Annotated in this window: 22 protein-coding genes; 8 read left to right on the forward strand and 14 right to left on the reverse strand. The window is 59.9% G+C overall.

Going from position 1 to position 22,729, the window contains the following annotated elements:
* Positions 1 to 20: 20 nt before the first annotated feature.
* Entirely contained in the window at positions 21 to 689 is a 669-nt protein-coding gene (gene elbB / locus ACA044_RS29590; RefSeq protein ID WP_497444399.1) for an isoprenoid biosynthesis glyoxalase ElbB, read from the forward strand.
* Positions 690 to 717: 28 nt separating this feature from the next.
* Here elbB and ACA044_RS29595 read toward each other — a convergent pair whose 3' ends face one another.
* Both ACA044_RS29595 and ACA044_RS29600 read right to left on the reverse strand, forming a co-directional pair.
* Positions 718 to 1,173 carry a YaiI/YqxD family protein gene (locus tag ACA044_RS29595; RefSeq protein ID WP_008012502.1) on the reverse strand — a complete coding sequence of 152 codons (456 nt, stop codon included), beginning with the start codon at positions 1,171 to 1,173 and terminating at the stop codon, positions 718 to 720.
* A gap of 106 nt (positions 1,174 to 1,279) precedes the next feature.
* Complete coding sequence (locus ACA044_RS29600) at positions 1,280 to 3,178, reverse strand: FTR1 family protein (protein WP_497444400.1); 1,899 nt, start codon at positions 3,176 to 3,178, stop codon at positions 1,280 to 1,282.
* A 153-nt stretch (positions 3,179 to 3,331) separates the two neighbouring features.
* On the opposite strand from ACA044_RS29600, the gene ACA044_RS29605 reads away from it, so the two are divergent.
* The 5 genes from ACA044_RS29605 (at position 3,332) to ACA044_RS29625 (ending at position 8,088) form a co-directional block, all read left to right on the forward strand.
* Positions 3,332 to 4,726: a COG3014 family protein gene (locus ACA044_RS29605; RefSeq protein ID WP_497444401.1), complete on the forward strand. Its 1,395-nt coding sequence runs from the start codon at positions 3,332 to 3,334 to the stop codon at positions 4,724 to 4,726.
* A 206-nt stretch (positions 4,727 to 4,932) separates the two neighbouring features.
* Positions 4,933 to 6,327: a COG3014 family protein gene (locus ACA044_RS29610; RefSeq protein WP_497444402.1), complete on the forward strand. Its 1,395-nt coding sequence runs from the start codon at positions 4,933 to 4,935 to the stop codon at positions 6,325 to 6,327.
* A gap of 15 nt (positions 6,328 to 6,342) precedes the next feature.
* Positions 6,343 to 6,714 carry a YcfL family putative periplasmic lipoprotein gene (locus ACA044_RS29615; RefSeq protein ID WP_497444403.1) on the forward strand — a complete coding sequence of 124 codons (372 nt, stop codon included), beginning with the start codon at positions 6,343 to 6,345 and terminating at the stop codon, positions 6,712 to 6,714.
* A gap of 39 nt (positions 6,715 to 6,753) precedes the next feature.
* Entirely contained in the window at positions 6,754 to 7,341 is a 588-nt protein-coding gene (lpoB, locus tag ACA044_RS29620; RefSeq protein WP_497444404.1) for a penicillin-binding protein activator LpoB, read from the forward strand.
* Positions 7,342 to 7,344: 3 nt separating this feature from the next.
* A complete protein-coding gene (locus ACA044_RS29625; protein ID WP_497444405.1) occupies positions 7,345 to 8,088 on the forward strand; it encodes a penicillin-binding protein activator LpoB in 744 nt (247 codons plus the stop codon).
* A gap of 195 nt (positions 8,089 to 8,283) precedes the next feature.
* Here the strand turns inward: ACA044_RS29625 and ACA044_RS29630 are convergent, their stop codons facing one another.
* The 4 genes from ACA044_RS29630 to ACA044_RS29645 all read right to left on the reverse strand — a co-directional run bounded on the left by ACA044_RS29630 (position 8,284) and on the right by ACA044_RS29645 (position 13,314).
* Positions 8,284 to 9,618 (reverse strand): IS110 family RNA-guided transposase, encoded by a 1,335-nt coding sequence (locus ACA044_RS29630; RefSeq protein WP_497444406.1) that lies wholly within the window; start codon positions 9,616 to 9,618, stop codon positions 8,284 to 8,286.
* A gap of 320 nt (positions 9,619 to 9,938) precedes the next feature.
* Entirely contained in the window at positions 9,939 to 10,571 is a 633-nt protein-coding gene (locus tag ACA044_RS29635; protein ID WP_497444407.1) for a LysE family transporter, read from the reverse strand.
* A 251-nt stretch (positions 10,572 to 10,822) separates the two neighbouring features.
* Positions 10,823 to 11,404: a mechanosensitive ion channel domain-containing protein gene (locus tag ACA044_RS29640; RefSeq protein WP_497444408.1), complete on the reverse strand. Its 582-nt coding sequence runs from the start codon at positions 11,402 to 11,404 to the stop codon at positions 10,823 to 10,825.
* Positions 11,404 to 13,314: an ATP-binding cassette domain-containing protein gene (locus ACA044_RS29645; protein WP_497444409.1), complete on the reverse strand. Its 1,911-nt coding sequence runs from the start codon at positions 13,312 to 13,314 to the stop codon at positions 11,404 to 11,406. Before ACA044_RS29645 ends, ACA044_RS29640 begins: the two co-directional genes overlap by 1 nt.
* A gap of 50 nt (positions 13,315 to 13,364) precedes the next feature.
* Here ACA044_RS29645 and ACA044_RS29650 point away from each other — a divergent pair, with 50 nt between their 5' ends.
* Complete coding sequence (locus ACA044_RS29650; protein WP_497444410.1) at positions 13,365 to 13,829, forward strand: TIGR02444 family protein; 465 nt, start codon at positions 13,365 to 13,367, stop codon at positions 13,827 to 13,829.
* Here the strand turns inward: ACA044_RS29650 and ACA044_RS29655 are convergent.
* Positions 13,826 to 14,947, reverse strand: a complete 1,122-nt coding sequence (locus ACA044_RS29655) for an AlgP family protein (protein WP_497444411.1) — start codon at positions 14,945 to 14,947, stop codon at positions 13,826 to 13,828. The two genes, ACA044_RS29650 and ACA044_RS29655, sit on opposite strands and share 4 nt — an antisense overlap.
* Positions 14,948 to 15,139: 192 nt before the next feature.
* Between ACA044_RS29655 and ACA044_RS29660 the strand changes: the two genes are divergently transcribed.
* Positions 15,140 to 15,805 (forward strand): FKBP-type peptidyl-prolyl cis-trans isomerase, encoded by a 666-nt coding sequence (locus ACA044_RS29660; protein WP_497444412.1) that lies wholly within the window; start codon positions 15,140 to 15,142, stop codon positions 15,803 to 15,805.
* 75 nt (positions 15,806 to 15,880) lie between these two features.
* Here the strand turns inward: ACA044_RS29660 and ACA044_RS29665 are convergent, their stop codons facing one another.
* The 7 genes from ACA044_RS29665 to ACA044_RS29695 all read right to left on the reverse strand — a co-directional run bounded on the left by ACA044_RS29665 (position 15,881) and on the right by ACA044_RS29695 (position 22,399).
* Complete coding sequence (locus tag ACA044_RS29665) at positions 15,881 to 16,339, reverse strand: Rsd/AlgQ family anti-sigma factor (RefSeq protein ID WP_007899333.1); 459 nt, start codon at positions 16,337 to 16,339, stop codon at positions 15,881 to 15,883.
* Between the two features lie 179 nt (positions 16,340 to 16,518).
* The gene (locus tag ACA044_RS29670) at positions 16,519 to 17,070 is read right to left on the reverse strand and encodes a disulfide bond formation protein B (protein ID WP_497444413.1); all 552 of its coding nucleotides are present in this window, start codon (positions 17,068 to 17,070) and stop codon (positions 16,519 to 16,521) included.
* A 345-nt stretch (positions 17,071 to 17,415) separates the two neighbouring features.
* The gene (locus tag ACA044_RS29675; protein WP_497444414.1) at positions 17,416 to 18,654 is read right to left on the reverse strand and encodes a heme biosynthesis protein HemY; all 1,239 of its coding nucleotides are present in this window, start codon (positions 18,652 to 18,654) and stop codon (positions 17,416 to 17,418) included.
* Positions 18,651 to 19,805, reverse strand: a complete 1,155-nt coding sequence (locus ACA044_RS29680; protein WP_497444415.1) for a uroporphyrinogen-III C-methyltransferase — start codon at positions 19,803 to 19,805, stop codon at positions 18,651 to 18,653. Before ACA044_RS29680 ends, ACA044_RS29675 begins: the two co-directional genes overlap by 4 nt.
* A gap of 16 nt (positions 19,806 to 19,821) precedes the next feature.
* A complete protein-coding gene (locus tag ACA044_RS29685; protein WP_497444416.1) occupies positions 19,822 to 20,589 on the reverse strand; it encodes a uroporphyrinogen-III synthase in 768 nt (255 codons plus the stop codon).
* The gene (gene hemC, locus ACA044_RS29690; protein WP_497444417.1) at positions 20,586 to 21,527 is read right to left on the reverse strand and encodes a hydroxymethylbilane synthase; all 942 of its coding nucleotides are present in this window, start codon (positions 21,525 to 21,527) and stop codon (positions 20,586 to 20,588) included. The genes ACA044_RS29685 and hemC overlap by 4 nt, the downstream gene beginning before the upstream one ends.
* A gap of 125 nt (positions 21,528 to 21,652) precedes the next feature.
* Positions 21,653 to 22,399, reverse strand: coding sequence for a LytR/AlgR family response regulator transcription factor (locus tag ACA044_RS29695; RefSeq protein ID WP_497444418.1), 747 nt, complete (start codon positions 22,397 to 22,399; stop codon positions 21,653 to 21,655).
* Between the last annotated feature and the right edge of the window lie 330 nt (positions 22,400 to 22,729).

Here is a 22,729-nt window from a genome sequence, read left to right on the forward strand (position 1 = left end):
ATGAATCTGGAGAAAAGCCCATGAGCAAAAAAATTGCAGTGATCCTTTCCGGCTGTGGCGTGTACGACGGCGCCGAGATCCACGAAAGCGTGATCACTCTGCTGCGGCTAGACCAGCGTGGCGCCCAGGTGCAGTGTTTCGCACCCGATATCGCGCAATTGCATGTGATCAACCACGTAACCTGCGAAGAAATGCCCGAGTCGCGCAACGTGCTGGTGGAATCGGCGCGCATCGCCCGGGGCAACATCAAGGATATCCGTGAAGCCAGCGTCGAAGACTTCGATGCGCTGATCGTTCCTGGCGGGTTCGGATCGGCCAAAAACCTGTCGAATTTTGCCGTCGAAGGCGCCGGTTGCAGCATTCAACCTGACGTCCTGGCGTTGACCGAAGCATTCGCCGAGGCCGGCAAACCGGTGGGGCTGATCTGCATCTCGCCAGCGTTGGCGGCAAAGATCTACGGCCCGGGTGTGACCTGCACCATTGGCAACGATGCCGATACCGCCGCCACGATGAACAAGATGGGCGCCACCCATGCAGAGTGCGCGGCGACCGACATCGTCGAAGACAAGGCGCGCAAGCTGGTGAGCACCCCGGCGTACATGCTGGCGCAATCGATCAGCGAAGCCGCTTCCGGCATCAACAAACTGGTCGACCGCGTCCTGGAACTGACCCACGAAAACGACGAGTAACCCGCTCCCACAGGGTTCAATGCATGGCTCAAGATTTGCGAGATAGCCGGGTAAGTATCCGGTCCAGCGCATTGGCGAACGCCTGCTTCTCGCGGTCGCCAAACGGTGCCGGTCCGCCGCTCATCTGCCCCTGCTCGCGCAGGTCGGTGAACAGGTTACGCACCGCCAGTCGATCGCCCATGTTCTGCGCATCGAACTCCTTGCCCCGTGGGTCCAGCGCCGCAACGCCTTTCTTCACCAGCCGGTCCGCCAGGGGCACATCGCTGCAAATTACCAGTTCACCCGGCACCGCGTGTTCCACCAGGTAATCGTCGGCTGCATCCGGGCCGCTGGGCACCACGATCAGTTTCACCAGGGCGAGGCCCGGCTTGATCTGCGGCTGACCGGCCACCAGCACCACTTCGAACTGGCGCTTGAGGGCGAATTTCACCACCAAATCCTTGGCGGCCCGAGGGCAGGCGTCGGCATCGATCCACACGCGCATAGTGTTTTCCTCTTCCAAAAAAAATCGCGAGCAGGCTCGCTCCCACAGGTTATACGCAATCCTGTGGGAGCGAGCCTGCTCGCGATTGTGAGCGCAGCGAATGCTTTTAAGAAGCCGGCAGACGCCGCTTCTCAGCCATCCGACTGCGGCTGTACAGCACGATGATCGCAATGATCGCCACGGCCTGAGCACTCAGCGAATAGGCATCAGCGTGGATCCCCAGCCAGTCGAAGTCAAAGAATGGCACCGGCCGCGTGCCGAAGATCCCGGCTTCCTGCAACGCCTTCACGCCATGGCCGGCAAACACTACCGACAACGCGCACAGCAATCCGGCATTGATGCCGAAGAACAACGCCAGCGGCAGTTTCGCCGAGCCACGCAGAATCACCCAGGCCAGACCGACCAGCAAAACCAGCGCCGTCGCCCCACCCGCCATTACGGCGTTATGCCCTGCTGGCCCGGCCTGCAGCCACAGGGTTTCGTAAAACAGGATCACTTCGAACAGTTCGCGATAGACCGAAAAGAACGCCAGGATCGCAAACCCGAAACGTCCGCCACCGCTCACCAGGCTGCTCTTGATGTAATCCTGCCAGGCCGCTGCGTGGCGACGGTCGTGCATCCACACGCCGAGCCAGAGCACCATGACGCTGGCAAACAGTGCAGTGGCGCCTTCCAGCAGCTCACGCTGGGCACCGCTGACGTCGATCACATACGCCGCCACCGCCCAGGTCGCCAGCCCGGCCAGCAGCGCCAGGCCCCAACCGATGTTGACGCTGCGCACCGCCGATTGCTGGCCGGTATTGCGCAAGAACGCCAGGATCGCCGCGAGCACCAGGATCGCTTCCAGACCTTCTCGCAACAGAATCAACAGCCCGGAAATGTAGCTCAGCGACCAGCTCAAGCCATCACTGCCCAGCAGGCCGGCGGATTCTTTCAACTTGGCCTTGGCCGCCTCCAGGCGCAGCTCGGCCTGGGCCACCGGCAAGCCGTCCTGCAATGACTGACGATAAGCCATCAGGGACTTCTCGGTGTCTTTGCGCACGTTGGCGTCGACGTTGTCCAGGGAGCTTTCGACCAGTTCGAAACCTTCCAGGTACGCCGCCACCGACAGGTCGTAGGCCTGATCGTGATCGCCGTTGCGGTAGGCTGCGATGCTCTTGTCTAACGTGGCTGCCGTGTAATCAAGCAATTGCCCCGGGCCACGCTTGACCTGCGGCGGTTGCGCTCGCTGCGCGCGGAAGGTCGCGGCCGCTTGCAGACCTTCGGCGGCCTGCACTTCGGCTGGTGTCTGACGTGCCAGGTCGGCGATGTTGTAGGTTTTCTCGGATTCTGCCGCGGCCGGATCGGCGCTGAAGCTGGCGATGTAGGTTGCCAGGTCCCAACGCTGGCGATCATCGAGCTGATCGGCGAAGGCCGGCATGTCGGTGCCTTCGACGCCCATGCCCAGCGTGTTGTAGATCGCGTAAAGACTCAGACGGTCCAGTCGCGCGGCATCACGCAGATTGGCCGGCGGTGGCGTCATGCCGACGCCCGCCGGGCCGTCACCGGCGCCCGCATCGCCATGGCACACCGAGCATTGCTGGGCATACAGCGGCGCGCCGCGGGTCGGGTCCGGGGTGATGACCGGGGCTTGGCTCACCTCGTAGGTCACCGCCAGTTTTGCCCCCAGTTGCCGCGCCTGACGGGCGACATCCGCGCCGTCCTTGCGAGCGGCGATCGCAGCGCGAAGGCTGCTGACGCCTTGCTCCAGCTCTGCGCGTTCGGACCTGGCTGGCAAATCGGCAATCAAGCCTTGCAGCACCTTCAGGAATTCCTGCTGTTCGCGGTATTCGGACTCATCGATGACTTTGCCCGCCTCGACCGTCGCCGGGTAATCGGCGCCAATGTAATCGAGCAAGTGCAGGGCCTTGGGCGCACCTTCAGCGGTTTCGGCCAGCGCACTGAAGCTGCAGAACGCGATCATCGGCAGCACAAGCCACGCCAGAAAACGAGAGGAGGCAGTCATGAATAAATCTCAAATGGAAATACGAAGTAACACATTGTTCACTTCCAATGAGTTTCACTCAAGCTTTGTTGGTATTTCCTGTGCAGCTGCGTATACATTCAGCGGCGAATTGCTATCTCCTCGCGGTATCCGATCAGGGAAGAATCATCGTCCATGCGCTCCTGCCTCTTTTTCTCGCTGCTGCTGAGTCTCGCCCTGCAACTGAGTGGATGTGCCGCGTACCGAAATTATGATCAGGAGATGCAACAGACCAACGACCAATTATTGATGGGTAACCTCCAGGGTGCGCTGGACCTGGTGGAGTCGCACAATCCCTGGGAAGACAAGGATCTGCTCTATTACTTCGAGAAAGGTGCCATCCTGAGTGTCGCCAGTGCGCTGCCGCAGAGCCAGAAAGCTTGGCGCAGCGCCGACCAGATAGTGTTCCAGCGCGAAGAAGCGGTGCCCTCCGGCGCAATGAAACTGCTCACACGATTTGGCAATGAAATGGGCACCATGCTGGTCAATGACAAACTGCGTCGCTACGAAGGTTACGACTACGAAAAAGTCATGTTGACCACGCAAATGGCCCTCAACCAATTGGCTGCGAATGACTTCGACGGCGCCCGTGCCGACATCAAGAAAACCCACGAACGCGAAGCGCTGATTGCCCGTCAGCGCGAGCGGCAGTATGAAGAGCTCGAGGAGCAGGCCAAGGCCCAGGGTATTTCGGTGCGCTACAAGGATCTGCAGGGCTACCCGGTGACCACCCTCGATGCGCCAGCCGTTGTCGAACTGAAGAACGGCTACCAGAGTGCCTTCAGTCATTACCTGGCTGGCTTCACCTACGAAGCCCTCGGCGAACGCGATCTCGCCGCGCCGGGCTATCGCCAGGCAATTGAATTGCGCCCGAACCTGCCGTTTCTCGAGCAGGCACTGCGCAATCTCGACAAGCCGCCGGCAAAAGCCGATGAAAGTGATGTTTTAATCATCGTCCAAAGCGGTCTGGCGCCGGCACGCAGTTCGGTGCGCGTGCCGATTCCGGTACGGCTCAACGAAAACCTGGTGATCGTTGCCCCGATTTCTTTCCCGGTGATGATCCCGGACAGCATCACGCCAGCGTTCGACCACATCATCGTCGATGGTCGCAAACGGCCGCTGACCGCACTCAACAGCGTCACCGACATGGCCTTGCGCACCTTGCGTGATGACATGCCCGCCATCATCTCGCGGGCCATGTTCCGCGCCAACATGGCGGCTATCGGCCAGGCCGAGGAAAACGAACGCAACCCAGCCAAAGCATCGCTGGTGGTTACCCGCGAAGACCCATTCGAGGAGGCCGACACCCGAACATGGCGCACCCTGCCGGACAAGACCCTGGTCGCGCGTCTGCGGCTGAAAAAAGGTGAACACCTGTTCAACGCGCCGAACGCGCCCGGCACCGCGCCGGTTACCCTGCGCATCGACCGCGACTTTCAAGTCATCAACCTGCGCACAATAAACACCGTGGCATTCGTCGTCGGAAGAAATGTGCAAACCTCGCCAGCGCCGATATCTGGCCAGAAATAAGCAATGGCACATTTGTGAAAACATGTAACTAAAAAGCCATTACATAGCCACCGTCCCTGTTTATAATGCCGCGCCTACGTTATTGCGATATGGCATTTAAGCTCCTTTTTTTATGAGGAATTGGCAGGAGGCCAACAGCCCTGCCGATGGGTCCCAACAGCCCGACCAGCACGCGGCTGCTTATATTCAGGGAAGACGTACACCCTATGGTATTCCGCGCCCCCACCTTGATCGCGCTCAGCGCTGTCACCTTGCTTTCCGGCTGCTCGGCCTTTCGTAACTACGATTCGGAACTTGCACAAACCAACCAGCAACTGGCTTCCGGCAACGTCGATGCCGCATTGACCCTGCTGGAAAAGAACAACACCGGCACCGACAAAGACCTGCTCTACTACTTCGAGAAGGGTGAATTGCTGCGTGCCAAGGGCGACTTGTCCGGCAGCCAGAACGCCTGGACCAGCGCCGATCAGGTGGTGGGCAAGTGGGAAGACGCGGTCAAGCTCGACACCGATAAATACCTGGCCCAGTTCGGCAGCTTCCTGGTCAACGACAAGGTTCGTCGCTACGAAGGCTACGACTACGAAAAAGTCATGCTGACCACGCAGATGGCCCTCAATCTGTTGGCGGTGAATGACTTCGACGGCGCCCGCACCGCAATCAAGAAGACTCACGAGCGTGAAGCGGTGATCGCCGACCTGCGCGACAAGGAATACCTCAAGAGCGAAGAGGAGGCCGAGAAAGAAGGCGTCAAAACCCAGTACAAGGATCTTCAGGGTTATCCGGTGGCCAGCCTCGACGCACCAGAAGTGGTCAGCCTGAAAAACAGCTACCAGAGTGCGTTCAGCCATTATCTGGCCGGTTTCGTCTATGAAGCCCTGGGCGAGAAAGATCTGGCGGCGCCGGGTTATCGCAAAGCCGCCGAGTTGCGTCCGAACACACCGCTGCTGGAACAGGCGCTGGTGAATCTCGACAAACCCGCCAAGGATGAGGACAGCGACATCCTGATCGTCGTGCAAAGCGGTCTGGCGCCGTCCCGCGACTCGATCCGCATTCCGCTGCCGTTGCCGATCAGCAACAACGTGGTGATCACGCCGCTGTCGTTCCCGATCATCAAACCGGATACCTCCACCGCTACCTTCGCCCAGATCGGCGTGGACGGGCAGCAGCTGAACCTGACCCAACTCAACAGCACCACGGCCATGTCCCGTCGCGCGCTGCGTGACGACATGCCGGGCATCATCCTGCGCACCACCGTGCGGGCGATCACCCGTGGCGTGGCACAAAAGCAGATCAACGAAACCAACCCGCTGGCGGGTCTTGCGGTCGGCATCACTTCAGCCGTGCTCGAAGGTGCCGATACCCGTACGTGGCGTACGCTGCCGGACAACACTCAGGTGGTGCGTCTGCGCTTGAAGAAAGGCGAACACCACGTCACGCTGCCGAGCGCCGTGGGTGGTTCGGTGGTCAAGGTCAACGTTGATCAGCGCTATCAGGTCATCAGCCTGCGCGCCGTGGGCAATCACGTGTTCGCCAGCGGCCTGGCAGCGCACGTAATCCCGAGCGCCAACCCGACCGCCGTGGCCAGCCTCAAACAACCTTAAGAACGGAGTCTTTGCATGCACTTCAAATTTATCGCTGTCGTTGCCCTGGCCTTGTTGGCCGGCTGCGCCACCCCGCCACCGCCGGAACCAGGCAGCGCAGCCAGCAAGGTCGTGGCCATGGGCAAACTCAAGAACATCGTGGTCGGCGCCATGCGCGTGGCTCGGGAAAACGGCTTCATGACGGTCAATGCGCAGCTGAGCAACACCAGCTACAACAACAAGACCTTCTACTACCGTTTTGCCTGGCTCGGCCCTGAAGGCTTCCCGGTTGCCGAAGAAGAAACCTGGAAAAGCCAGATGATGTACGGCGAGCAGAGCAGTTTCATTCAGGCCATTGCGCCAACCGCCAAAGCCGTGGATTTCCGTCTCGAAATCAAAACGCCTTAAGCCCGACACCCTATTCGTTCAGTTCTAGAGAGCATTCCCATGTTTGCACGCTTTTCGTTCATCGCCGTTGTCGCCCTTCTGGCCAGCGGTTGCGCCAACACTTCGCCAACGCTTGGCAGCAAAAACATCAGCTACGGTGACACCAAAGCCGTCGAGACCGTGACCAACGAGTTCGGCTCCACCGACCTGCAGATGATCGCCGAATCCATGACCCGCTCCCTGGCTCAGTCCGGCATCCTGCAAGGTCGTCCGGTGGTTCAGGTCTACGACGTGAAGAACAAGACCAGCGAGTACATCGACACCCGCGAAATCACCACCAGCATCAAGACCCAGCTGATGAAGACCGGCGTCGCCCGTTTTGCCAGCGATAACACCGCCATGCAGAGCCAGGTCGACCAGCTCAAGCTGCAAAACCAGAGCGGCCTGTACAAGAAGAGCACCGTGGCCAAGACTGGCAACATGATCGCTGCCCAGTATCGCATCGAAGGTTCGATCAGCTCGATCGTCAAGCGCAGCAGCGATTACAAGGACGTCTTCTACAAATTCAGCCTGCAATTGATCGATGTTGAAAGCGGTCTGGCCGAATGGATGGACGAGAAAGAGATCCGCAAAACCACGGAGCGTTAATCAATGCGTGCATGGATTGGCATGATGGCCCTGGCTTGCGCGTTCAGCGTGCAAGCGGCCCCGAAAGTCGCAGTCGCTGACCTGGCGTATCAGGAACGGGTGGAGCAATACGTCCACACTATTTCGGCCCAGAGCAACCACAGCGAGAGCTATTACAGCGCCAGTGGTTCGTCCAGTTACGAAGAGTACGAAGCAACCAGCAGCTACATCGAGCAAGGTGAACTGCGCAAATTTACCGGCGACATCAAGGGCGAGATCCTTCGCACCGGGATGTTCCAGCTGGTGCAGGGCACGCCTTACACAGCATCGTCCAAAGGTGACGTGTATGACGTGATCAAGCGGATCAAGGCCGGTAGCTTCAAGGGTGCCGACTACGTGCTGTTCGGCACCGTCTCAGACATCGACTTCACCCGCGACATGAATGAGCTGGCCAACACCGACAGTTATTCGGCGGTGCTGGGGCTGACGCTGGTGGCGGACTTCAGCCTGATCAACACCAAGACGTTTGAGATCACCTCGGCCTTCACGGCGATGGGCGAAGGTCAGGACACCAAACTGGTGAATAGCCGGGACATCCGGGTTTCCCTGAACCGCCCACGGGTGGTGCGTGACGTGTCCAAGGCATTGGGTGAAGACGTGGCTGCGCAATTGAGCCAACAGCTCGGTGGCGGTGGCTATGAGCAGCCGGGGCAGGCCCCGTTGCGCAATAACCTGCCCGCGGACACGGCGCCGGTGATTCTGCGCTGATCCAAGGCTGGCCACCCTGTGGGAGCGGGCTTGCCTGTGGCGAGGGAGCTTGCTCCCGTTGGGCCGCGCAGCGGCCCCAAAACCACTCCTCCGGTAGTGTCAGGCAAACTGCATCAGTCGGTTTACGACTGCTACACAGCCGAGCGGGAGCAAGCTTTCATCAAACAAAAGCCAACCCTTTGTTTTTAATGTTTTTTAAGCGACGTCGACCAACCTCATGCCCAGCTTAGTAGCCTTGCGTTGCAAGGCTCTGACCTGGCGATCACGACTTTTAGCCTCATATTCTTCCATGCCTTTTTCCACGTACGGCTGTCCTTTGGTCAGCATGGCATAGATCAACCGAGCCAGTTGATGTGCCGTGGCCTTGATCGCGCATGAGGTATCCATGCGGGCCAGTCGGGCGCGATGACTGGCGCCAATGAAGCTTTTGTCGTTGCGGGCGCTGGAAGCGGCCTGCTTCAGAGCCTGCGCCGCTCGGTTAAACACTTTCGCAACCTGACCGGGTAACGGCTTGCCCCCTGATATTCGGGTGGGAGGTGCCAGGCCCATCCAGGAAGAAAATTGCTGCGGAGTCGGAAAGCGCGACAAATCAGGTCCTATTTCGCTCGCCAGAACCAAAGCGGTTTCAACTCCAATGGTGGGAATAGCGGTCAAATCAACGCCCATGATTTTCCCAAGCGCCTCATGCAGGCTGGCCTGTTCATCTGCCGAACGATGAGGGCTGCGCAGTGCCTTGGTGGGCTGCATGGGCGCATTGTTCAATACGGGAAGTCGATCAAGAGCCTCAACGATGGCCTGATCGCACTCGGTAATTTGCTCTTCCAGAAAATCATGGGCCGCCACTTCCTGAGCCAGGGCATGCAGATGCTCGATCCGCCAGTTACCGTGCAAACTACGGGCAATGGTTTGGTGATCAGCCTTGATACGACCGTCTCGAAAATTGGCTAATACTTGAGGATCGCGCTCGCCGCCGATGATGGCCTTGATAATTTTCATGCCTGTCAGGCCGGCGATATTGCTGATGACAGTGGCTAGTTGAATGTTCATCTGGGTCAGAGCTTTTTGCATGCGATTGATGGTCTTGGCTTGATCGCGAACCTTCATGGCACGCTGGCGAACCAAAGATCGCATCGAGCAAATATCATCAGCCGGCCGGAAAGCGCCTCTGAGTAAGCCGTGGGTCATGAGCTGCCAAATCCACTGGCAATCCAGGACATCAGATTTACGGCCGGTTATCTGGCGTGTAGCCCGGGAATTGACCAAATACACCTCGAAGCCTCTCGAGTCGAGAAGCTCGAAGAGCGGTATCCAGTAAACACCGGTGGCCTCCATCGCCACGACGTTGATTTTCAGCGATTCCAGCCATTCTGCCAGCTTCACCAAATCCTCAGTAAAGGTCGAAAAGCAGCGAACCGGCGTATCGCTTTGGCCGGGGTTGATGCCGACCCAGTGCTCACGGCTACCGATATCGATCCCCGCACAATGAGGATGAATTACTTCAAATCGTTTCTGCTGGTTCTTGCGCGCCATGACAATTCCTCGCAGGATTGAAAGGCGCGCGGGGAACACGGTGGCGAACGGATTCACTCTCTCATACGTGGTCACAGCTTGCTGTGCCTACAACGACTCCACGCCGATACCGTGCAGACCACTCTCCCTCTCGGGTGCGCACACACCAGTGATGGCTACGGTCTCTGCCCCCGCGCGCTCCCCAATCTTAGGTCGGACACTTGTTTGCTGCGCGACAGCGCAGCGTCGAAGACGCGGCGACCACTCCCTCGCCACAAAAGCTCGCTCGCTACAGATGAAAAAGGCGACCTCGATAGGTCGCCTTTTTTGTGCCTGACGGTTTACACCGCTGCTTTGCGCAGGGTCGCCATGAACGCCGCCGCGCCAATGAACAACCCGGCAAAAGTACGGTTCATGCGTTTTTGCTGCTTGGGTGTGCGCAACAAACGCAGGACCTTGGCCGCCAGCCCGGTGTAGCCGGCCATGACGATCAGGTCGACGCCGATCATGGTCACGCCAAGAATCAGGTACTGGGCCACCAGCGGCGCATGGGGGTCGATGAATTGCGGCAACACCGCGAGCATGAACACCAGGGCCTTGGGATTGCTGACGTTCACCAGAAAACCACGGAACACCAGCGCCATCGGCTTGCCGATCTGCCGGATGGCAGCGTCGTCGCTCATGTGATTGGGCAGCGCGCGCCATTGCTTGATCGCGAGGTAAACCAGGTAAGCCACGCCGAACCATTTGATTGCATAGAAAGCCGTGGAGGATGCTGCGAGGATCGCACCCACACCGGCGGCGACAATTACAATCTGCAACACCAGGCCCAGTTGCAGACCCAGGGCATTCCAGTAACCGCGCCAGAAACCGTAGCGCAAGCCGCTGGACATCGACGCAATGGCACCGGCGCCAGGGGAAAGACTGATCACCCAGCAGGCGGCAAAAAACGCCAGCCATGTTTGAAGCACCATCGCACACCTCGACTCAGACTCGTGACAAACGTCTAAGCTAATGCGCCTTTGGGCCAATGACTACCGATTTTTTGCAGGAAAGAGCGACTGCCGACCAGCGTTTACGGCTTGAGCCCCCCTTCGCGAGCAAGCCCGCTCTCACACTGGATTGATGTGAATCACACATTTTGTGTCCACTGAAGATCCCATGTGGGAGCAGGTTTGCTCGCGAAAGCGGTGTATCAGGCGACATCGATGCAGGAATTCAGAGCCTATTTTTCAAACCCGCTGGACGGGAATATATCGCTACCACGCCAGCGTCGAACCGAACGCTGGAAGAACAGGCTGTTGGGCACTTGCACCATGGCGCTGCCGGTACCGAGTTCTTCGGCTTCGATCAGCGTGGTGTAGAGCAGATTGATCGCCACCACCCGGCCTTTGACGCCGGGCTTGTCGGTGGTATCCACCAACTCGACCACATCGCCGATGCGAAATGGGCCGACGGTGAAGATCAGGATCGCGCAAAGCAAATTGGAGAGCACACTCCACATGGCGAAAAACGCCACGGCGGCCACCGCCACGAAACCGGACAACGCCGTCCAGAGCACCGTGGCCGACACGCCAAGGCGTTCCAGCACGAAGATCAGCGCACTGCCCATGATCAGCCAGCGCAAACCGCCGCGCAGCGGCATAAAAAACTGCGGCGGAAACGAGTAGCGCTCGCCCAACCGGGTCAGGCATTTAGCAACGACGCGCTGGGCGATATAGCCGGCCAGCAGAATCAACAGAATTTGCACGACCAGCCAGAGCGGCTCGGCCCACATCGTCGGCAACGGCAGCTTGAAGGCTTCCATCAGGACAACGCCTCCAGCTCCGCCTGCATGCTTTCGAGCAGTTCGAGCGCTTCCATCCAGGCCTCTTCCAGCTCGGCTTCACGCACTTTCAACCTGGCCTGTTCGGCCAGCAGATCACGTAATTCGTTCTTGCGCGCCGGTTCGTAAATATCGCTGTCGCCAAGGCTGGTGTCGATCTTCGCCAGTTTCTCGTGCAGCTTGCCCAGCTCGACTTCAAGCTTGTCGGCCTCGCGCTTATGCGGTGCCAGTTGCTGACGCAACGCGGCAGCGGCCTGGCGCTGGGCCTTCTTGTCGGTCTTGTCCGGATTGACTGGAGTGTTGTTGACCGGCGCGTTGCGCTGGCGGTACTCCACCAGCCAACGGGTGTAGTCTTCCAGGTCGCCGTCGAACTCCTCGACCTTGCCGTCAGCCACCAGATAGAAATTGTCGGTGGTGCTTTTGAGCAAATGGCGATCGTGGGAGACCACCAGTACCGCGCCAGTGAACTCCTGAAGAGCCATGGTCAGCGCCAGACGCATTTCCAGGTCCAGGTGGTTGGTCGGTTCATCGAGCAGCAGCAGGTTCGGCCGGCCCCAGGCGATCAGTGCCAAGGCCAGTCGCGCTTTTTCGCCACCGGAAAAATTCAGCACCGGCTCATCGATGCGCGCACCCCGGAAGTCGAAACCGCCGAGAAAATCGCGCAAGGTCTGCTCACGCTCGGTCGGCGCCAAGCGCTGCAAGTGCAGCAACGGGCTGGCCTTGGAATCGAGGGAGTCCAGCTGGTGCTGGGCGAAATAGCCGACCACGGTGTTCTCGCCACGGGTCAGCCGGCCAGTCAACGGCTCGAGCTCACCGGAGAGGTTTTTGATCAGGGTCGATTTACCCGCGCCGTTGGGGCCGAGCAAACCGATCCGCGCGCCGGGGGTCAGTTGCAGCTTGACCTTCTCCAGCACGGTTTTGTCGCCGTAACCCAGGCGAGCATCCGACAGGTCGATCAACGGACTGGAAATTTTCGTCGACTCTCGGAAGACGAAGTCGAACGGCGAATCGACGTGGGCGGCGGACAGCTCTTCCATCCGCTCCAGCGCCTTGATCCGGCTCTGGGCCTGACGGGCCTTGGTGGCCTGGGCCTTGAAGCGAGCGATGTAGCTTTCCATGTGCGCACGTTGCGCCTGCTGCTTCTCGTAGGCCTGTTGTTGCTGGGCCAGACGTTCGGCACGGGCCCGTTCAAACGCTGTATAACCACCGCGATACAGGGTGATCTTGCGTTGATCGACGTGGGCAACATGATCGACCACGGCATCGAGGAAGTCCCGGTCGTGGGAAATCAGCATCAAGGTGCCGGGATAGCTTTTGAGCCACTCTTCGAGCCAGATGATGGCGTCGAGGTCCAAGTGGTTGGTCGGTTCGTCGAGCAGCAACAGGTCCGAAGGACACATCAAAGCCTGCGCCAGGTTCAGACGCATCCGCCAGCCACCGGAGAAATCTCCGACCTGGCGATCCATCTGCTCATTGGTGAACCCAAGACCGGCCAGCAGCTTTCGAGCCCGTGCATCGGCGGTGTAGCCGTCGGCACTATCCAACTCGGAGTGGTAGCGGGCCTGAGCGGCACCGTCATGGGCCGCTTCGGCTGCCGCAAGGTCGCGTTGCACCTGGCGCAGGCGCAGGTCGCCATCGAGCACGTAGTCGACCGCCAGGCGTTCGAGCGTGTCGACCTCCTGGCGCATGTGGGCGATGCGCCAGTCGGCCGGCAGGAAGCAGTCACCCGAGTCCGGGTGCAATTCGCCCCGAAGCAAGGCGAACAGGCTCGATTTGCCGGCGCCATTGGCACCGATGAGGCCGGCTTTGTGGCCGGCGTGCAGGGTCAGCTCGGCGTCTTCTAGCAGACGTTGCGGGCCACGCTGTAAAGTCAGGTTCTGAAGTCGAATCATAATGGCGGCGGAGTCTACCAGCTTCGCTCGCAACTGGCGCGAGTAGCACTATGTCCTCTGACCTGTGGAGCTTTTCCGTTATCACTTACTCCCGTCACGGGGTAGAACGTGCGTGCCTGCAATTGCAGTCGGCAGGCGTGAATGTGTGCCTGCTGCTGTGCGGGTTGTGGCTGGAAGAACGTGGAGTTACCTGCAACAAACAACGCTTGCAGCTGCTTCGCGATGTAGCCGGGCCTTGGGACGAGGATGTCGTGCAACCGTTGCGCGCCTTGCGCCTGCAATGGAAAGCCGCCGCTAGCGAGGATGCCGGGCTGAATGATTTGCGCGAACAAGTAAAGTCACTGGAGATGGAAGCCGAACGACATCTGTTGTCACGGCTGGAACGATTGGCACAGAGTTGGCCGCAGTATGAGGAGACCGAACGAACGGCCTGGCTCGAAGGTGTGGCGGCAGACGCCGCCAACCTGGACCGCGACGCGCTGCATCAGCTGCGCGTCGCGGCAACCGGCACTTAGGAAGCGCTGGTTGGGGTGGTGCTGGTGCTGGTGCTCGACGGTGCGGCTGGCGTTGGCGCAGACGTGGTGGTCGAGGTGGTTGCTACAGGCGCGGGCGAAGCCGAAGAAGCCCGGGCCGGAGTTGCTGGCTTGATCGCTGGCGCAGCAGCCGGTTTGGCAGTGGCGACTGGCTTTTTCACGGCCGGTTTTGCTGCTGGCTTGGCCGCGGATTTGGCTGCTGGTTTTGCAGCCGCTGGCTTGGCAGCGGCAGCAGGTTTCGCAGCAGCAGTTTTGGCAGCCGGTTTAGCGGCGGGTTTGGCCGCAGCTTTTACAGCGGGTTTTGCAGCTGGCTTGGCTGCGGCGGTTTTAGCCGCAACAGGTTTGGCGGCTGGCTTGGCAGCCGGTTTCGCGGCGGCAGTTTTAGCAGCTGGCTTGGCAGCAGTTTTAGCCGCTGGTTTTGCCGCTGCAGTTTTTGCCGCGGCGGGTTTGGCAGCCGTGGTTTTTGCAGCTGGTTTAGCGGCGGCTGTTTTGGCAGCAGCTGGCTTGGCGGCAGGTTTGGCAGTCGTCGTTTTAGCTGCTGGTTTCGCAGCACTGGCAGCGACTGGTTTTTTCGCCGCCGGTTTTGCGGCTGGCTTGGCTGCGGTTTTCACCGGAGCTTTGGCAGCAGGCTTGGCCGATGCTTTTGCAGCAACCGGTTTGGCAGCGGCTTTCTTCGCAGGTGCCGCAGCAGGCTTGGCCGAACGCAGGGATAACACCTTGCCGACAGCCTCTTGGACACGACCGACACCCTGGGCCAGTTTCAGGCTTTCTTGAGCGTCGCGTTTGAGTTGCAGGATGTAGCTGCGCGTTTCGGACTGGCGATCCTTGAGGGCGTCGAGCAAGTCCTCAAGTTCTTTCACCGCCCCTTTGGCCTTGGCTTGCGCCTTGGCTTTGCCGGCCGCCGCAGCGTCCTGCAATTTGGTCCGGGATTTGTGCAGTTTTTCCTGCGCTTTTCCGCGCTGCTTTTCCAATTTGGCGAGCAGTTTTTCAGCATCAGCCAAGGCTTGGGAACAAGCGTTTTCCAAGTGCTCGAGCAGGCTGCCCGAGAGTTGTTGGAGTAAGTGCAACGGAGTATTTACAGGCTTCTTGGTGGCCGACATGGTTTACCTCCTGGCTGACGTGAGTGCGGCTCATACTAGACCTCTGCTGCTACCGCCGCTAGGGCATGTTGACAGTATCGAAAGCACTCCGTTTCAACTGAGCAAAAATGTTCTGCGCTTACGTAAAACCAGTTCACCTCTGAGCCCATTCACACTGGCATAATCCTGCGCATTCCAGGTCGGAGAGTGCCCATGTCGCGCTACCTTTTTTTATCGCTGTGCGTGTTTTTTTCCGTGGCCCAGGCCGCCGAAAAAACCACCGCAAATGACGATCACGATCTCGCTTACAGCTTGGGTGCAAGCCTTGGCGAACGCTTGCGCCAGGAGGTTCCGGACCTGCAACTTCAGGCACTGCTTGAAGGTTTGCAGCAAGCCTATCAAGGCAAGCCACTGGCACTGAAAGATGAGCGGATCGAACAGATTCTTGCCGAGCATGAAGCCCGGGTCGCCGAGCAGCCCGCCATCGCGCAAAGCGAAGTTGCCCTTGAAAAAGAGCGGCGTTTTCTCACCGAAGAAAAAGCCAGGCCGGGCGTTCGCGAATTGGCGGATGGAATATTGCTGACGGAGCTGGTGCCAGGAACCGGCGCCAAGGCCGGTCCGAACGGCAAGGTCCAGGTGCTGTATATCGGACGCCTGCCTGACGGCACAGTGTTCGACCAGAACAGCCAACCGCAGTGGTTCAATCTTGATAGTGTGATCGCGGGTTGGCGCAGCGCGTTGAAAAACATGCCGGTCGGCGCGAAATGGCGCTTGGTGATTCCATCGGCCGAGGCCTATGGTGCCGACGGTGCCGGCGACTTGATCGCGCCATTCACACCGCTGGTATTCGAAGTCGAATTGCGTGGTGCTACAAGCTGAAAGCCGGAAACGAAAAACGGCGCGCCTTGCGCACCGTCTTAGTCTCTTGCTGGAAGAGGGTCTTGCGGGAAGGGTTCAGGCCTGGACCGAATCCTCTTCCTTGTGAGCGGTGTGCAGCACTTCGATCAGGCAATCTTCCAGTTCGAAGCGTTCGTGCAACAAGCCACCCAGCTCCTTGAATTTCTCCGCGACACACTTCCCTGCATCACACAGATCGTTGAACGCCAGCAGCTTCTCGGTGATGACGTCGATGCGCGGGTAAATCGTCTCGGCCAACTCCAGACCGCGAGTATCACCGAATGCCTTGGCTTCGCCGGTCAGCTGTTCGTAGATCTCGAAATGCCCGGCAGACACGTAGTCGACCAGCACACCGCAGAATTCCTGCAACGGTTTTCGGTTCTCGCCCAAAGCTTCGGGCTTGGCGCCGAGAGCGTCATAGGCCCGAACCAGTTCGTGACGCTCCTGCAACCAGCGATCGATCAGCAGATGCACTCCACCCCAACGTTCCTGAGCATTCTGACAACTTTCGAGCATGGTGATTCTCTCTTCCCTTGTGGGTCATGCTGCTCTACACCTGTCGCACACTTGAAGATCAAGAATCGACCAGGCAGAGCGTCATTCGAGCAACATAAATCCAATGACACGTGCGGGCCAGATTATGCCCGCACGCTTATGGCTTCAAGGTACCCAGGAGATAAAGTTCATACAAGTGTTTAATCGCCTGCCAGTGCCCGGTGCGACGACTCGCCGCTGAGCGGTCGCTGACACGCGATCCAGACAAGGCGCAGCAGCTGATACCCGCCCAGAATCATCATCGCGACGAAGAACAGCAAACTCCATTCCGGGATGCTCAGGTCGAACAGCGTCCAGGAGATTTCCGCGCAGTCGGCGGTGCCTTTGAACATTCGCTGCACGACACACATCAAGGGCGTACTGGCGAACAGGTCGGCCAGATTGGGCGAGCACACCGATAGCTGATGCACTGGATCGCTCTGCAACACGACCTGCCGCCACGCCGTGACGGTACCCGCCAGACTGCAGAGCAGGCCCAGCAGCCAATACAGAAACGATCCGAAGCGGCCAGGCCCCTGCACCGAAGCCGCCAGGCAGACACCCGTGAGCAGCGCCAGGCAAACCCGCTGCAACAGGCACAACCCGCAGGGCTTGAGGCCGACCGCATATTCCAGGTAATAGGAAACGCCCAAGGCCAGGGCACCTGCAATGAAAACCATGAAAAACAAGGAGCGTGAGCAGGCCAAAGACATGGCTTTTCCGTAACAGTAGAGACAGACGGTTACGGTAGAGGAAAGCGCAGCAGCCTTTCAAGGCAGGCCAGCCCGGACACTTCACCAGAAGTGTAGGGAATTCCCGACAGAAGCGAGAGGATAAGATGTAGTCCGCTGTAGGACTTTGCCGGCGAAGGATTACAACGCCAAAACAGTGGTGGATTCAGAGCGATTCTCGCCCCTTGTAGCAGCTGGCGCAGCCTGCGTTCGGCTGTGCAGCAGTCGTAAAACAGATACCACGGTTTGGTCTGGCGAGTCGCATTAAACTTGGACGACTGCTGCGCAGCCGAACGCAGGCTGCGCCAGCTGCTACAGGGGCGCAAATCATGCGTGAACCGGCACCGGCAGCGGTGCCGCCAGCAAGCGCTCATCCAGCAGGCCCAAGCCCTCCTGAAACAGCTGATTACTACGCTCGGCGTCACCCAGTTGCGCCAGCAACCGAGCCAGCTCGGCGCAGGCTTCAGGATTGCGCTGCACGCGCAGACTGCTCTCCAGATAATCCCTGGCCTTGCCCCACAAACTGCTTTGCAGACACAAACGGCCCAACGTCAGCAACAGGCTCGGATCGGCCGGATGATCCTTGAGCCAACCCTCGGCGGTGTGCAGCTGCCTGGCCGGATCGCTGCCGCGAACCAGTCCGTACAGGCGGGCCAGATGACTGTCGTATTTGCGCTTGAGGGCTGTACGCAGGACCTCTTCGGCCTCGACCTGTGCCCCCAGTTGCCGCAGTTGCTCGGCATAGGCCAACACCAGTTGCGGTTCCTGGCGCTGAGCGGCGGTGAGCTGCTGCCAGGCGCGATTGACCGATTGCAAACCGACTGTTGCGCCTTCTTCCTGGTGTGCCGCCAGCGAAAGATTCTCACCCCAGGCGCGGCGTTCCAGTTCAGCCAGCTCGGCCGGTGGCAGTACTTTGTCTTTGCGTAACTCCGGCAACAAGCGAACCACTGCCGACCAGTCGCCCCGCTGCTGAAGCAGGCGCTGCAACTGGCGTAGCGTCTGGACGTTATGAGGATGACGTTCGTGCATGGCTTGCAGGGTTACCAGCGCGCCTTCAGTGTCGCCGCGGTCGGTCTGCAATTGGGCATGGCTCAAGGCAATTGCCAGCTCGGCCTGAGGCTGGCGCTCCAGGGCGCGCTCCAGCAGGTTGTCGCTTTCCTCATAATGGCCTTGTTCGTTCGCGGCGCGGGCAGCCCCCAGGTAATAGAGCAGCGGCTGACGCTCGGCTTCCGCTGCGCGATACAGATGACGCTGTGCACTGGCCCAGCGGCCCTCGGCCAGATCCAGCTGACCGTGCTCGATTGCCACTTGCACCCGCCGACTGCGATTGCGCCGCGACCATGGATTGACCACCCCACCGGAAGTCGTCACCAGTTCGATCAACGCTTTGATGCCCCAGAACACCAGCCAGAGCACGGCCACCAGGGCCAGGGTTGCCCACAGGCTCGATTCAAAACGGAAGCTTTTGTAGGCGATCAGCACGTAGCCGGAATGCTCGGCAATCGCCAGGCCCAGCGCCGCGGCAGCAGCGATGACCACAAACACGATCACATAGAGGCGCTTCATGGCGTGGCCTCCTGCGCGGTGCTCGCGGCAGGTTTGGCCAGAGGTTTCACGGAGTCCTCAGCGTTGACATTGCGTCGCTCAAGGTAAGCCTGAACCGCGCTCAATGTGCCCGTCAGGTCTGGCGTGACCACCGTGACCGGCTGCTTGCTCAATTCGCCCACCTGCTCCAGCATGATTTTGCTCTGCGGGTTGTCCGGGTTGAAATTGCCCTTGAGCACGTCCCGCGCTTCGGCCAGCGCCTGGGTGTAAACCGCGGCCTGGCCATTGAGCGCGGCCCACTGCGCTTGCTCCAGCGCCAGGCTCAGGGCCAGACGCACCTGGCTCAGGCTCTGCCCAGCCAGCAACGGACGGACATTCTTGTCGGCGCTGAAGTCGATGCGGATGTAACGTGAGATCTGATCCCACCATTGCGCCCAACGACTGGCACCGTCGCCATCGGCCGTCAGGCCCAGCAGGGATTCGCCACGGTTTTTGTACTCGGGCGCCAGCTCGGTGAGGCTGATCACTTGATCGCGCAAGGCACCCAGCCGCAGGAACAACCCGGTGCGATCCGGTTGTTCGGTGCTACGCAGAGCTACCAGGGTTTTGGCCACTTGCTCGCGAGCGGCAAAAGCCCCCGGGTCGTTCTGTTCACGGAGAATCTCATCGGCGCCCACCACCAGGGCCTGGGCGCTGCTGATGTCCTGCAACGCCGACAGGCGCAGGCTGGCCAGACGCAGCAAGTGCTCGGCTTCGGCCAGGCGCCAGTCCTTGCGACTCGCGCCGAGGACGGTTTCCAGACGTTGATTCAGGCGTTGCTGATCGCCTTGGAGTTGAATGACCAGACGACTGCGCGCGTCGAGCTCCTCGGCGGCAGGCATTTGCTCGAGGCGAGCCGTCAGGCGTTGCTCGTTGAGCTTCAGGCTCTGCGCCTGATCGTTCAACACTTGTACTTGACTCGATTGCTGCTGGTTATTGGCTTGCAGGTGACGCACCTGCCAGACTCCCCAACCGCCCACGGCAACACCGGCAGCGCCCAACAGCAGCGCGACGATTGCCAGCCCATTGCCGCGGCGTTGCTCGGCAGCAGGTGGCCGGGTTTCAACCGGTGCTTCAACCGCTGCATCGAGCACCGGCTGGACGTCATCTTTAGGCAAGGCTGTTTTGCTCACGTATCCATCCTTTGCATTAGAAAACGGGCACGGGGTGCTCCCGTAACGCCGTCAGCAAGGCCGTGGCACTGGCGCCACGACAATCCACAACTGTTCGGGCCCCAGCGGCACGTACCAGCTCGGCGACCCTGGGACTTGGAACAAACAACGGCAACCGCACCATGCTCGGCCAGGTATCGCCAGCCAATCGGTGCAGGTGCTCAAAACCCTGTCCACTGCTGACCACCAGCCCGTTCAAGCGTTCCGCTTCGATCCGGTCAGGCAGCGTCGCCGGTGGGTACTGCGGCAAGCCGCGTCGGTACAACTCCAGATACTCGACACTAGCACCAAGCTCGCGCAAACGCTCAGCCAGCAGCTCGCGCCCACCCTCCCCGCGCATGATCAGCACCCGTGGATCGGGTCGGGCGATAGCCTCGCGCAACTGTGAAAGTTCGAGCAAGGCTTCACTGTCATCGCCATCGACCGGAAAGCTCACGTCCAGCCCGTTAGCCTCGAGGATCTGCGCCGTCGCCGCCCCCACGCTGAACCACCTCAGAACCGGTGGTTGCGGCCAGTACTGGTTGAGCAGGTCGACAGCGATTCTGGCGGCCGGTTTGCTGACTACGATCACCGCGCAATAGCTATCCAGGCTCTGAATCACTTCGCGCATTGTGTCAGAGGCAGGAATCGGCTCGATGTCCAAAAGCGGCAAGCTGCTAGTGAAAACCCCCGCTTCAGCCAGCACACGGGCAAGCGCCGCCGACTCATCCGCAGGACGCGTCAGCAGCAGGCGCCAGCCAGTCACTCGTGACCTGCCTCGCCATAAACTGCTTTCAGAATGGCGCCGGCACCCTGACTCAGCAGATCCTCGGCCACTTGCACACCCAGAGCCTCGGCATCGCTACGTGGCGCACGAGCTTCGGCGCTGAGCAGCAGGCCACCGCTCGGATCGCCCACCAGGCCACGCAACCAGATCTGTTCGCCTTCAAGCACGGCGTAGCAGGCGATCGGCACTTGGCAGCCGCCATTCAAATGTTTGTTGAGGGCACGTTCGGCGGTAACGCGCGTGGCAGTGTCCTGGTGATGCAGCGGCGTTAGCAGTGCATGAATTTCAGTGTCGACGCTACGGCACTCGATACCGACCGCGCCCTGGCCACCAGCTGGCAGACTGTCTTCGACACTGATGGCCGACGTGATGCGGTCTTCGAAGCCCAGGCGAATCAAACCCGCCGCAGCAAGGATGATGGCGTCGTATTCGCCGGCATCGAGCTTGGCCAGGCGAGTGTTGACGTTGCCGCGCAGGAAGCGGATTTCCAGGTCCGGGCGGCGGGTCAGCAACTGAGCCTGACGACGCAGGCTGGAGGTGCCGACGACACTGCCTGGCGGCAACTCATCCAGGCTGGCGTAGGTATTGGAGACAAATGCATCGCGCGGGTCTTCGCGCTCGCAGATGCAGAACAGACCGAGGCCTTCGGGGAAGTCCATCGGCACGTCTTTCATGGAATGCACGGCGATGTCGGCTTCGTTTTCCAGCAGCGCGGTTTCCAGTTCCTTGACGAACAGGCCTTTGCCGCCGATTTTCGACAGGGGTGAATCGAGCAGCTTGTCGCCGCGACTGACCATGGGCACCAGCGTCACGAGCAGGCCCGGATGAGCCTCTTCCAGACGAGCCTTGACGTATTCGGCCTGCCACAGGGCGAGGGCACTTTTGCGGGTGGCGATGCGGATTTCGCGAGAGGACATGGATCAATCCGTACTGAATAGATACGGCGGATAATAACAGCTCAGCCAAATCCACTTTGACTTGTATCAGCAACTGCATGGCCTCCCTGGCCCTCAATGTCCGGTAATAGGGTAGAAATCCGCCCTTAAAGCTGTTGCATCATTTTGCGCACGCCGGCCACATGCCGTCGGCTGACGATCAGGGCGTCACCGTTCAGGCCTTTGAGGAACAACTGGAAATGCCCCAGGGGCGTGCGTTGCAGCCGCTCGATGCGTTCACGGGCCACCAGTGCGTTGCGGTGGATACGCACGAAACGGTCGCCGAATTCGTCTTCGAGGGCCTTGAGTGGTTCATCGAGAAGCACTTCGCCGCCTTCGTGGCGCAAGGTCACGTACTTGTGGTCGGCGATGAAGTAGACCACCTGATCCAGCGGGATCAGTTCGATGCCTTTTCGGGTACGGGCGCTGATGTGGCTGCGCGGACCGCTGCCGGTTTCCGCTGCCGGGCGAGTCAAGGCCGCGAGCTGGATGCGATTGGGTCGCTCGGCTTTCTTTAATGCTTCGTGTAACTGTTCTGTGCGCACTGGCTTCACCAGATAGCCCACGGCGCTGGCCTGTAGGGCTTCCACGGCAAATTCATCGGGCCCTGAGCAAAACACCACGGCGGGCGGGGTTTCGCGTTCGCACAATCGTGCAGCCACTTGCAGGCCATCGAGGCCCGGCATGCGAATATCGAGCAGCACGATATCCGGCTTGTGGCTGTCGATCAGTGCCAACGCTTCTTCGCCATTCGTGGCGCTGGGCTCCAGGACATTATATCCCTCGAGTTCGCCAACCATTCGGCTCAGGCGCTCGCGGGCCAAGGGTTCGTCATCAACGATCAGGACATTCATATTGCGCTGGATTCCTGCGTGAGTCTCGCACAAAGATAGCGTAGACAGGTGAAGTGACGTCCGTCACCGCGATCCACGCTAAGACTAGCGCGAGGGCCAAAAAGTGCCGCGAGACCGGCGGCTAAATTTTCATCTGCCGGGTGACTAGCGGCCCAGGCCCGCATTGGCGAGGCATCGCCGTAGGGTTTGCTGATACACAATATGAACACCCCTCTTCTCTCTATAGTCAGCTGCAGCATCGAGAAGTGCGCTGATCCTACTGTCCAACTGTAGACGGTTGCCGGGACGATATTGCCCAATTGAGAAATATCGTTGCGCAATTTCCGTGTG

Source organism: Pseudomonas sp. LBUM1673 (assembly GCF_059695645.1).